Below are 12108 nucleotides of genomic sequence, written 5' to 3'. Positions count from 1 at the left end.
GCGTCCCGGACCAGCGGGTACGGCTCGGGCGCAGTCGCCGGCCGCCGGCTTTTGCCGCTCGGTCCGCAACGGTGTCCATGGAACGGTTGGGGTCGCTTAGTCGGGGCGGGCGAGCGAACGCCGCGGTCGCGTGGGTGTCGGTCGGCGCCCTGGGCGCCGTCGCGGTCGCCAGCGCGCTCGCCGGTGACCTCCCCTGGTCGCTCCTCGCGCTGGCACTGGCGGCCCCGGTCGCGGCCCCGGCGGTGGCCGATCGCGATCCGACGGCGACGGTCCCCTGGCCCTTGGCGGTGGTCTCGGTCGCCACGGTCGCCGGCCCGTGGGTCGGCGTCCCGGCGGAGATCGCGGGCTATCTCGCGGTCGCGGCGTTCGCGACCACCGCGGTCGTCGACCTCGTCGCGTTCACGAGCGTCGGGCTGAGCCGCCGGTTCGCGGCCGCGTTCGTCGCGCTGACGACGATGGCCGCCCAAGCGGTCTGGACGGTCGTGCAGTTCTACGCCGACCGCTGGCTCGGGACCGGCTACCTCGGGTCGAAGGCGGAACTCCAGTGGGACCTCGTCGCCGCGACGGCCGTCGCCGTCGCCGCGGGCGTCGCGTTCCTGTGGTACGGGAGTCGGTTCGAGTACGCGCGCTCGTCGAACGAGCCGGCGCGGCCGGGGTCGACATGACGGTCGGCGAGGCGCTCGGGCTATCGGACGGTCAGGAGCGGCTGCTCACGCGGGGCCTACAGGCAGGGCTGGTGGCGCTGTCGGCCTACGGGGCCGCGACCGGCGACTGGGGGGTCGCCGTCAACGGCGCGTCGGCGCTGGTGGTGACCTTCGTGCCGGCGCTGCTGCGCCGGGAGTACGACTACGCCATGGATCCGGGACTGGTCCTGTGGATCGCGGTCGCGGTCTTCCTGAACGCGCTGGGCTTTCTCGGCCTCTACCAGCGCTTCCAGTGGTACGACGAGATCACCCACACGGTCTCGGCGACGCTGATCGCCGGAGTCGGGTACGCGTCCTTCCGCGCCGTCGAGGACCACTCCGAGGCGGTCGCGGCGCCCCCGTCGGTCCGGGCGGCGTTCGTCGTCGTCTTCGTCCTCGCGGCCGGCGTCGTCTGGGAGCTGTTGGAGTTCGCGTCGGAGCTGCTCGCGGGCGCGCTCGCCGCCGAGGCCCCGTTGGTGGTCTACGGCATCGACGACATCGTCACCGACATGGTGTTCAACGGCGTCGGCGGCGCCCTCGTCGCGCTGTGGGGGAGCGACTACGTCGGCGGGTTCGCCGCGTTCCTCCGGGACCGACTCGGTGACGAGGACGCCTCGACCGAGGGGTGACGGCGTCTCAGAGCTCGCCCTCGCGTTCCATCGACCGGAGTTCGCTGACGCGCTGGTAGACCTCGTCCATCTCGCAGTCGTCGCGCTTGTCGTCGACGTGCCCGTACAGGAAGCCCATGCGGTGGTTGCCCCGCAGGTCGTCCTCGTTGCGCGCGAGGAAGTCCCAGTACAGCGCGTTGAACGGGCAGGCGCCCTTGCCGGTGGTCCGGTCGGGGTCGTAGGCGCAGTCGCTGCAGTAGTCGCTCATCCGGTCGACGTAGTTGGCCGAGGCGACGTACGGTTTGGTCGCGAAGACGCCGCTGCCGTACGACCCCATCTCGACGACGTTGGGCGTGGTCACCCAGTGGTAAGCGTCGACGTAGGTGGCGTGGAACCACTCGTTGAGTTCGGCGGGGTCGACTCCCCACAGCGTCGCGAAGTTCGCGAGGACCATCAGCCGCTGGATGTGGTGCGAGTAGCCCCGGTCGTACACGTCGCCGACGCTCCCGCCGACGCAGGCCATGTCGGTCTCGCCGCTCCAGAAGAGGTCGGGCAGCGGTCGCTCGGCACCGAGCTGGCTCGCCTCGGCCAGGTCGGGCATCGCGTGGCGGTAGACGTGGCGCATGAACTCCCGCCAGCCGAGGAACTGGCGGACGGCCCCTTCGGCGGAGTTGAGCGGCAGGTCCTCGCGGGACTCGTAGGCGTCCTCGATCGCGGTGACCGCCTCCCAGGGGTGGAGCAGGCCGAGGTTGACCGCGGGCGAGAGCAGGGCGTGGGCCATCGCGGGGTCGTCGGCGCGCATCGCGTCCTGGTAGGGACCGAACTCGGGCAACCGCTCGGCGACGAAGTGGTCGAGGGCGGCCAGCGCGTCCTCGCGGGTGACCGGCCACGCGAAGTCCTCCGTCGACCCCCAGGTGTCGAACTCCTCGGCGACCCACTCGCTCACCTCGGCGGTCAGGTCGTCGGTCGCGGGTTCGTAGACCGGGGGCGACGCCCACTCGTCGGGCGGGAACTCCCGGTTCGACTCGTCCAAGTTCCACTCGCCGCCGACGGGCGTGCCGTCCTCGCGAAGCAGAACGGCGCTCTCGCGGCGCATCCACCGGTAGAACCGCTCGTGGCGGAACGCGTCGGTCTCGCCGTCGGCCCACTCGTCGAAGGCCGCCCGCGTGGAGCAGAACAGTTCGTTCCCGACGAGTTCGAGGTCGCCGCCGGCGTCGTCGACGAGGTCGGCGAAGCGGTCGCCGCTGCGGTGGCTCGGCGAGCGCATGGCGACGAGCGTGTCGTCGGGGTACCGGTCGAAGTACGTCGCGAGCCCCTCGCCGAACGTCTCGGCCTGCACGTACTCGACCTCGTAGCCCGCCTCGCGAAGTTCGTCCCGGAACTGACGCATCGCGGCGAAGACGAGCGTGAGCTTGTGGTGGTGGTATGGCTTGCGGCGGGCGAACCCGTGAGCTTCGATCATGCAGACGCGCGACCCGGGCGGCGTGCGGTCGAGCGGCCCGACCCCGGGGTGGAGGTGGGTCCCGAGGACCCACGGGACGTGGTTCGAGTCGTTCAGGTCGTACTCGTCGGGGGTGCCGACGACCGGGCGTAGCTGTGTCATGGCAGAGACGGAGCCGATACGCGAGTTACGTTCACTCGCACAATAGAGAGGGTACCCACACAGTTCGATCGCGAACGGTGGACCGAGTGCGGCCCCGGCGAGCGACGGCTACCGGCCGTTCGGGTGCGCTCCGCTCCGAAGAGTCGGTGGCGCGACCGGTCGCGCCGCGGCGGGGTGCCTTACCCCGCGACCTCCTCGGCGGCGAAGGTCTCGCGCAGTTGCGTCTCGTCGTCGGGCGAGAGGTTGGTCTCGATGATCTCGAACTCCACGTCCCCGGTCTCCTCGGCGATGCGGTCCAGCTGGGCGTCACGGGTGAGGAGGAACAGCGCCGAGTGGCCCGGCTCGACCGTCTCGCTGACCTCCTCGATAAACGAGTCGTCGATGCCGATATCCCCGAGCTTCCCGGAGACCGCTCAGCCCGCCGCGCCCGCGAGCAATCCGAGCCACGGGGCGAAAAAGAGGAGCCCGATCAGCATCCCCCAGAAGGCGCCACCGAGCGCGCCCGCGCCCACGAGGCTGTGGGCCTGTTTGACCTTCGCGCGGCCGTTCTGCTTGCGGACGACCACTGCGGCGTCTTCGAGCGTGATCAGCTCCCGACGCTGGAAGTCGTACATCTTCTCACGCATCTGTTCTGCACCGTCTTTGGTGTCGAACGCCAGCACGACAAGTGAACTCATGCGTCCGGCCGTGTGGGTCCTTGTCACATAGTTATGGACGCGCCACCGGCGAGAAACGGCCGCGAACTCCGAGTACTCCGACGGACCGCCCCGATAAGTCGCGCTTTCGTCACGGGTCGCTGCTCCGACGATCCCGTAGACGCCTCCGTGTACGGGCGCGCTCCCATCGGTGTGACCGCGTGACCGGGAGCGAATCGACCGAAAATCGGGCCCGACCGAACGGGCTGGTGGGTTCGAGGCCGGTCAGCCGCTTCCGGGCTCGCCCATCGCCTCGCCGCCCGCGACGCCGCTCCGTCGGTCGGTGTACCCGACGTACACCAGCAGGAGGCCGGTCGACAGCAGATGGACTCCGGTCAGGAGTCCGACCGCCCACGCGGCCGTCCCCGGGAAGCCCGCCCACAGCAGGACGGCCAGTCCCAGCGAGATCGTACCGCTGACGACGTACCAGGGCCAGTTGGGGTCGGCCCGCGTCGCGACGCCCATCGCGACTTCGACGACGCCCTCCGCGGCGAAGTAGACGATGAGCAGGATCGTCACCGTCGTCAGGCCGAGTACGGGGTTGGCCAGCAAGGAGATCCCGGCGACGGCGTAGAGCATCGCGAGCGCGACCTGCCAGACCGTCCCGGCCACCCCGCCGGCGGAGAAGGCGTTGACGGCGTGCCCGAGCGCACCGACGACGAGCAACGCCCCGAGCAGGACCGAGACCGTGACGCCGGTGACCAACGGCGCGGCGACCGCGAGCAGTCCGAGGAGGGTGATCAGGAGACCGGCGCCCATCAGGTAGCGCCGGCTCCGCTGTGTGTCGGCCGAGACGACCGAGGACGTGTCTGTGCTCATTGTTACTCGCTAGCACGTATGCCACCGCTGGCCATAACCGTATTCGTGATACTGTGGTGGCATTGTTGCTCGTTTGAACTACGTTCTGGAGAGTTGCATACGACTACCGAGAAACGGTCGGCTTACCCGATCAGCCCTGCGAGGGTGGCCACAGACCCGGTTCCAACTGGGAACAATCGACTTGTCGCGCCCGACCCTCTCCCGGAAACGAGATGGGACGGCTTTGCGCACCGCCGGCGAGCCTCGCGGCGGTCCGTCGTCGGACGAGCGCGCCGGCGCGACGGCGGTCGAACGCCCCGCTGGGGCGGCCGAACGGCCTGCCCGCGGTCGGCATCGAGCCGGCGGTCGGGTGGCGGAGGGGTCGCGAGTGACCGACACGTACTACCTCGTTAGCGACCTCCACATCGGCGGCGACGAGCAGTTGCGACACGTCGACTTCCGCGAGGAGCTGATCGGGTTCCTCCGTGATCTGGAGCGGGGCGACGAGGACGCAGAGCTGCTGATAAACGGCGACGCCTTCGGGCTCTGGGAGTTCACCGAGGTGGAGGGGCCGGCGAAGTTCGACGCGCTGGTGGCCGACTACCCGGAGCTGTTCGCGCAGTTGCGGGCGACCGGCGAGCGGGTCCCGATCACGCTCATCCCGGGCAACCACGACTACGAACTCGCGGCCCACGACGAGTACGTCGACCGGCTCGCCGAGTACAACGTCACGCTCGACCAGTCGGTCTCGATCACGCGCGCGGTCGGCGACCACGTCGTCCACGTCGAACACGGGATGCAACAGGACCCGAACAACCGGATCCCCGACTTCGGGAACCCGTACGCGAACCCGCCGGGGTACTTCGTGAATCGCCAGATCACGAGCCGTGCGGGGCGGCTCTCGGGTCGCGGGAAGTACAACTGGCTCAGGGACATCCAGGCGGTGACGCCGACGACCCAGATCCCCGACTGGCTCCTCTCGAACTACTTCTACCGCGAGATGAGCGCCTGGCTGCGATTCGCGGTCGTCCCCTTCCTGCTGCTGTTCAACACGGCGCTGTGGTACGTCGGGATCGTCGCCCTCGACGCGACCGGGATCTGGTCGCTCCCCATGGAAGTCGTCCAGGACGCTCTCGCGCTGTTCGGTCCGGTGGGGTATCTGGTCGACATCGTCCTCGCGGTGAATCTGGTACTCGTCGGTCTGCTGGGCGTGATCGCCGTTCCGCTGTACGTCTTCTTCAGGGACGTGCGCAAGACGCTCCGGCGGTTCGGGCTCGTCCGCGAGAGCGACGGCGAAGACCCCGTCGAGAAGTACCTCGACCGCGCCAGGGAGATCTTCCGGACCGACCCCGCCGTCGCCGTCTACGTCTACGGCCACACCCACCGGCCGTCGACGACCGACGTGGACGAGCGGCTGGTGATCAACACCGGCACGTGGCTCAAACGCCTGCATCGCGTCGACCCGGTCGTCGGCCTCCTGCCACCGGTGTACTACGCGTCGTATCGGCTCAACTACTTCCGGCTCACCGCGGCCGAGGACGGCGGCGTCCGCGTCGACTACGAGGTGGTCGACAAGCCCGACCCCGACGACGAGACGCTCCTCCAGCGCCTCCTGACCAGGACTCCGGAGTCCGAAGCGCCGATCCCCGAGACGACCGTCGTCGACCCGCCCGTTTCGTCACCGCCACCCGAGGAAGGGGCGACCGAGCCCGTCGAGAAGTGAGCGGCGCGTGGGCACTAGCCGGTCGTCGACGACGCGGCGGTGTCGGCCGCGGTCGGCGGCCCGGTAGTGGCGGCGCCGGTCGTCGACCGAGCGGATTCGGTGCCGGCGGCGGTCGCGTTCGTTCTTGGGGTCGAGATGGTGACGGCTTCGGAGCCGGGGACGCAGAACGCGTCGGGCCGGCTGACGGTGACGGTGCCGACTTCGCCGACGGTGAACGTCTCGACTTCGGTGGTGTTGACGATGCCGTCGATGGTGTCGCGCTTGAGCGTCCGGACCTGCCGGACGTGGCGGACGATGCCGCGGCGGTCGACCAGCACCGTCGACTCGACGCGCAGCGCCTCGCCCGAGCCGACGAGGACCTCGATGTCGCGGGCCTCCTCGAAGACGCGTACCTCGGTGCCGTTCCAGGTGCGCGTGCCCACCTGCGTGTAATTGTAGTCGCCGATCCGCTCGTCGAGCCAGTTCTCGCCGGTCAGGGCGTCGCGGTACCAGGCCGACCCGGGCGAGTCGGAGTCGTAGGGCTGTCGGGCGACGGCGACGCCGTCCTCGACCTGTCGGAGCCGGTATATCGTCCCGGCGACGGCGTACACGCGGACCGACCGGAAGCCCAGCGTGACCCCCTCGTAGGTGAACGCGCTGGCGCCCGGCATCGCCCGTACCCGCGTCCCGTCCATCCGGAGGGAGAAACTGTGGTTGTCCAGCGCCGCCCCGTGGCCGGCGACGATGTCGCCGCCGGTGACGGTCCCGTCGGTCGTCGCGAGCGTGACCGGCGTCGTCGGGGTCGGAGCGGGCGTCCGGTCGTCGGCGGCGACCCGCGGGGCGAGACACTCCGTCGCCGTCGGCGTGGCCGTCCGAAGCGACTCGGCGGTCGGGACCTCGACGGGCGTCAGCGTCGCCGTCTCCGAGCGGTCCGTGTCGTTCCCGCCGGCGAACGCGTTGCAGCCGGCGAGGACGACCAGCAGCGCGACGACGACGGTACGTCGATGCACGCCCTCTACTGAGGAGTCGACCCGCAAAAACCTACGCACGGCTCATCCGCGGGCCGCCGGCTCGATACCGGCGGCGCTGGACGCGCGTCCACGGCCCGCACCGACGGGGCAGGCTTATCGGCGCGCCGCCGCTGGGGTGGGTATGGACGCAGCCGACGCCGCCGCCCGCGACGCCGACGCCAGCGACGCCGCCGATGCTCGCCTGGGCGTCGACGTGGGCGGCACTTTCACCGACGTGGCGCTGGTGGTCGACGGCGACCTGACGACCGCGAAGGTCCCGACGACCGACGACCAGTCCCGCGGGGTCCTCGCCGGGATCGAGACGGCCTGCGAGGCCGCCGGCATCGACCCGAACGCGGTCGTCGGGTTCCGCCACGCCACCACCGCCGCGGTCAACGCCGTCCTCGAAGGCTCGGGTGCCGAGACGGCGCTCGTCACGACCGAGGGGTTCGCCGATGCCCTCGCGATCGGCCGTCAGGACCGCCCGGACCTGTACGACCGCTCGGCGCGCAAGCCCGACCCGCTCGTCCCGGCCGAGCGCCGGTTCGAAGTGACCGAGCGCGCCACCACCGAGGGGATCGAGACCACAGTCGACCGTGACGAGGTCCGCGGAATCGCAGACATCCTCGACGGAAATTGCGAGAGCGTTGCCGTCTCGTTCCTGCACGCGTACGCCCATCCAGACAACGAGCGCCGGGCGGCCGAGACCCTCCGGGAGGAACTGGGAGTTCCGGTGTCGGTCAGCCACGAGGTGCTGGCGGCGTTCCGCGAGTACGAGCGGACGGCGACGACGGTCGCCGACGCCTACGTCACGCCGGTCGTGGACGACTATCTCGGGCGACTGACCGAGCGGGCGGCGGATATGGGCCTGCCGCCGGTGCGAGTCATGCAGTCCAACGGGGGCATCGCCGACGCCGCGACCGTTCGCGAACGCGCGGTCACGACGCTGCTGTCGGGGCCGGCGGCGGGCGTCGTCGGGGCGGCGCGCTTCGAGCGGTCCGACCACGCCGGCCTCGTCACCTTCGACATGGGCGGCACCTCTTCGGACGTGAGCCTCGTTCGCGAGGGAAGCGCCGAGCGGACGACCGACGCCGAGATCGGGGGCCACCCCGTCGGCGTCCCGATGGTCGACGTCCACACCGTCGGCGCGGGCGGCGGCTCGATCGCCCGGGTCGACGAGGGGGGTGCGCTTCGGGTGGGGCCGGAATCCGCGGGCGCCGACCCCGGCCCGGCCTGTTACGGGAAGGGCGGCACGGTGCCCACCGTGACCGACGCGGCGGTCGTGCTGGGGTATCTCGGCGCCGACACGACGCTCGGGGAAGGGCTCGAACTCGACGCCGACCGCGCCGAGGCGGTGATGGAAGACCTGGCCGACGAGGCGGGACTGGACACCGTCATCGACGCCGCACAGGGGGTCTACCGGGTGGCCAACGCGACGATGGCGCGGGCCATCCGCGGCGTGACCGTCGAGCGGGGCCACGACCCCCGCGAGTTCGCCCTCGCGGCCTTCGGCGGCGCCGGCCCGATGCACGCCGCCACGCTGGCCGACCGCCTGGGGGTCGAGACCGTCCTCGTCCCGCCGGGCAACGGCGTCCTCTCGGCGCTGGGCCTGCTGGCCGCCGACGAGCGCCACGACGCGACTCGGACGTATCGCGCGGGCCTCGCCGACGCGGACGCCGGGGCGGTCGAATCGGTGTTCGACGAACTGGCCGAGGAGACGCTCGCCGAGACCGGCGACCCGGAGGTCGCGACCGTCGAGCGCGAGGTCGAGTGTCGCTACGCCGGCCAGAGCTTCGAACTCGCGGTCGACGCGCCCGCCCCGTTCGATCCCGACACCGTCCGCGAGCGCTTCCACGACGAACACGAGCGCGCCCGCGGCTACCGCATGGACGAACCCGTGGACCTGGTCACCTGTCGAGCGACCGCCACGGTCCCGGGCGACCCGCCCGACCTGTCCTACGACCCCGAGGGCGACCCGCTGCTCGGCAAACGGGACGTCTTCTTCGAGTCGGGCTTCTACCGCGCGCCGGTGTACGACCGCGCCCGCGTCCCGGTCGGCGTGTCCGTGGACGGTCCCGCGGTCTTCGCCGGCGGCGAGAGCACCGTCGTCGTCCCACCCCAGTGGACCGCCCGCGCCGACGCACAGGGGACGCTCGTGCTGGAGGCCGGTGAGGAATGAACGGCATCGAAATCCTACCGATCAACCGACCGGCGCGCGCTGTCGCGCGCTCTCGTGCGCGCGACGTACCCGTGCGAGGGATGAGAGAGCGACCGCAGGGAGCGAGGGAAGCACGCAGCGAGCCGGGCGAGGTCGAAGACCTCGCTGGAAGCCGGCGCGTACAGCGCCGGCGACCGCGGGAGCACTCGCGGCGGGGGCTTTCAGCGCGACTCGGTCGCGGTACCTCCATCACGACTGGACACGCCAGCGACTCGAACGACAGCAGCGGAGGGGACGACAAATGAGCCATGACGACCACGAACACGACTTAGACCCGGTCGAACTCGAAATCCTGCGAAACCAACTCGAAAGCGTCGCAGAAGAGATGGGACAGGTGCTCATCCGCGGCGCCTACTCGCCGAACATCACCGAGCGGCGCGACTGCTCGACGGCGGTCTTCGACGCCGACGGGCGGCTGGTCGCCCAGGCCGAACACATCCCGGTCCATCTGGGCGCGATGCCCGAGGCCGTCGACGCGGTGCTCGACCGCGACCCCGAACCGGGCGACGTGTTCGCGCTGAACGACCCCTTCGAAGGGGGGACACACCTGCCTGACGTGACGCTGGTCTCGCCGGTCGCGCCCGACACCGACTCGACCGCTGCCGACGGGGACGACCCCGACGACCCGGATATCCTCGGCTACGCAGTCTCGCGGGCGCACCACGCCGACGTGGGTGGGATGGCGCCGGGGAGCATGCCGGCGGGCGCCCGCGACATCCACCAGGAAGGGTTGCGCATCCCGCCGGTCAGGCTCGTCGCGGGCGGGGAGATCGACGACGAGATCGAGTCGCTTGTCCTCGCGAACGTCCGCAACCCCGACGAGCGCCGGGCGGACCTGCGGGCGCAGATCGCCGCCAACGACCGCGCCGAGGAACGCATCGGTGACCTGCTCGACGCACACGGCGACCGCCTGCTCGCGGCGTTCGAGGCCGTGATCGACTACTCCCGCCAGCGCGTCGCGGCCGAACTCCGCGAGTTGCCCGACGGGACCTACCGCGCGGCCGATGCGCTGGAGGGCGACGGCGTCACCGACGAGGACATCCCGATCGAGGTCTCGGTCACCGTCGACGGTGCGACCGTCGACGTGGACTTCGCCGGCACCGCCGACCAGGTCGCCGGCAACGTCAACGCCCCGCTGACCGTCGCCAAGAGTGCCGTATACTTCGTGATCAGATGTATTACCGACCCCGAGATACCGCCGAATCAGGGGTGTTACGAGTCCGTCAGTGTCAGCGCGCCCGAGCGGTCGCTGTTGAATCCCGAGCCGCCGGCGGCGGTCGTCGGGGGGAACGTGGAGACGAGCCAGCGGGTGACCGACGTCGTCTTCGCGGCGCTGGCCGAGGCGGCGCCCGACCGGGTCCCCGCGGGCGGGCAGGGGACGATGAACAACCTCGTCGTCGGCGACGCCGAGTTCGCCTACTACGAGACCGTCGGCGGCGGCGCCGGCGCGAACCCGGGGAGCGACGGGCTCTCGGGCGTCCAGGTCGGCATGACGAACACGCTGAACACGCCCGTCGAGGCGCTCGAAGCGGCCTACCCGCTGCGAGTCGAGCGCTACGCCCTCCGCGAGGGCAGCGGCGGCGACGGCCGATATCGGGGCGGCGACGGACTGGTTCGAACAGTACGAGTCGAGGCCGACGCGACCGTCTCATTGCTGACCGAACGCCGCCGACACGCCCCCCGGGGGATCGCGGGCGGCGCGGACGGCCAGCCGGGGATCAATCGGATCGACGGCGAACGCGTCCCGGCGAAGGTCACCCGAGAGGTGGCGGCCGGGACGACCGTCACGGTCGAGACGCCCGGCGGCGGCGGTCACGGGAACCCGGCCCACTCGGCGGACGACGACTCCGTGGACGACGACTCCGCGGACGACAGCTCGGCGGACGACAGCTCCGCCGATCGGACGTGACCGACGGCACCCGGACCAGAGTGGTCGATTGTCGTCGGTCGGCCGACGTGACGGGAGTCTTAAGTTCCTCCTGACTGTTTGGTCAGGCCATGGCAGACCGAGCGGCCGCGGCCGTGGTGGTGGTGGTATGTGTCGTCGCGCTGGCGCTGACGGCGTCGACGCTCTCGGCCACGTCGAGCAACCAGCGGGGGGCGGGCGAGGGCGAGTCGGTCGGGGTCAGCGACGAGCCGCTGGGCCAGCAGACGCCGACCAACGAGAGCGCGCCCGACGCGCCGGGACTCCCCGGCGACTGGGTGGCGATTCTGGTCGCGGCGGCTATCGTACTGGCGATCCCGGGGGCGCTGCTGATGGGGTACGACCGGGCGCTCGGGATCGCCGCCGCGGTCGTGTTGTTCGTCGGGCTCCTGGGAGTGTACTTCCTACTGTCCGGGACGATCGACGCCCCGTCGCCCGGCGGTGACCTCCCGAACGTGACCGGTGACCCGCTCGGCGGTGGCGGTGACAGGGGCAGCGTCGACGAGAGCGCGGCGGACAACGAGCGCGACCTGCCCACCCTGGTGACGTTCGGCGTCGTCGGGTTCGCGCTGCTGGCCGCGCTGGGGCTGATCTACTACGCTAGCGCCAGCGTCGACGCGTCCGTCGACCCTTCGCCGCCGCCCGAGCCCGACGCGCCCGACCGCGAGGCAGTGGGCGCCGCGGCGGCCCGCGCGGTCGACCGCATCGACGACCACGAGGGCGACGCCGAGAACGCCGTCTACGAGGCCTGGGTCGAGATGACGACGGCACTGGACGTGCCCGACCCCACCACGAGCACGCCCGGCGAGTTCGCCGACGCCGCGACCGCGGCCGGGATGGACGAATCCCTGTCTCTTATACACATCT

The 12108-nt window shown here is 71.0% G+C and carries 9 protein-coding genes and 1 pseudogene; 6 read left to right on the top strand and 4 right to left on the bottom strand.

Annotated elements, in window-relative coordinates; translation table 11 throughout:
• The first annotated feature begins 77 nt into the window (after window positions 1-77).
• Together C475_RS00055 and C475_RS00050 are read left to right on the top strand one after the other, a co-directional pair.
• On the top strand, window positions 78-665 hold the full coding sequence (locus tag C475_RS00055; RefSeq protein WP_049929768.1) for a hypothetical protein: 588 nt from the start codon (window positions 78-80) through the stop codon (window positions 663-665).
• The gene (locus C475_RS00050) at window positions 662-1312 is read left to right on the top strand and encodes a hypothetical protein (protein ID WP_006881667.1); all 651 of its coding nucleotides are present in this window, start codon (window positions 662-664) and stop codon (window positions 1310-1312) included. The genes C475_RS00055 and C475_RS00050 overlap by 4 nt, the downstream gene beginning before the upstream one ends.
• 7 nt (window positions 1313-1319) lie before the next feature.
• Here C475_RS00050 and C475_RS00045 read toward each other — a convergent pair whose 3' ends face one another.
• From C475_RS00045 to C475_RS00035, 3 genes and pseudogenes are all read right to left on the bottom strand, one after another.
• Complete coding sequence (locus C475_RS00045; RefSeq protein ID WP_006881666.1) at window positions 1320-2894, bottom strand: cryptochrome/photolyase family protein; 1575 nt, start codon at window positions 2892-2894, stop codon at window positions 1320-1322.
• Between the two features lie 179 nt (window positions 2895-3073).
• Window positions 3074-3571, bottom strand: a pseudogene (locus C475_RS25280) (DUF1269 domain-containing protein).
• Window positions 3572-3814: 243 nt separating this feature from the next.
• Window positions 3815-4408, bottom strand: a complete 594-nt coding sequence (locus tag C475_RS00035; RefSeq protein ID WP_006881663.1) for an HdeD family acid-resistance protein — start codon at window positions 4406-4408, stop codon at window positions 3815-3817.
• Window positions 4409-4775: 367 nt separating this feature from the next.
• Here C475_RS00035 and C475_RS00030 point away from each other — a divergent pair, with 367 nt between their 5' ends.
• Window positions 4776-6110, top strand: a complete 1335-nt coding sequence (locus C475_RS00030; RefSeq protein WP_049929802.1) for a metallophosphoesterase — start codon at window positions 4776-4778, stop codon at window positions 6108-6110.
• Window positions 6111-6124: 14 nt separating this feature from the next.
• On the opposite strand, the gene C475_RS00025 is transcribed toward C475_RS00030, so the two are convergent.
• The gene (locus C475_RS00025; protein ID WP_006881661.1) at window positions 6125-7099 is read right to left on the bottom strand and encodes a hypothetical protein; all 975 of its coding nucleotides are present in this window, start codon (window positions 7097-7099) and stop codon (window positions 6125-6127) included.
• 142 nt (window positions 7100-7241) lie between these two features.
• Here C475_RS00025 and C475_RS00020 point away from each other — a divergent pair, with 142 nt between their 5' ends.
• The 3 genes from C475_RS00020 to C475_RS00010 all read left to right on the top strand — a co-directional run.
• Window positions 7242-9278 carry a hydantoinase/oxoprolinase family protein gene (locus C475_RS00020; RefSeq protein WP_006881660.1) on the top strand — a complete coding sequence of 679 codons (2037 nt, stop codon included), beginning with the start codon at window positions 7242-7244 and terminating at the stop codon, window positions 9276-9278.
• 280 nt (window positions 9279-9558) lie between these two features.
• A complete protein-coding gene (locus C475_RS00015) occupies window positions 9559-11226 on the top strand; it encodes a hydantoinase B/oxoprolinase family protein (protein ID WP_006881659.1) in 1668 nt (555 codons plus the stop codon).
• 89 nt (window positions 11227-11315) lie between these two features.
• A partial coding sequence (locus C475_RS00010) for a hypothetical protein (protein ID WP_006881658.1) occupies window positions 11316-12108 on the top strand: 793 nt, incomplete at its 3' end.

Origin of the sequence: Halosimplex carlsbadense 2-9-1, assembly GCF_000337455.1 — an archaeon.
Classification (GTDB): Archaea; Halobacteriota; Halobacteria; order Halobacteriales; family Haloarculaceae; genus Halosimplex; species Halosimplex carlsbadense.
The sequence above is the reverse complement of the archived record's forward strand: the minus strand, read 5'-3'. Positions and strand labels throughout refer to the sequence as shown.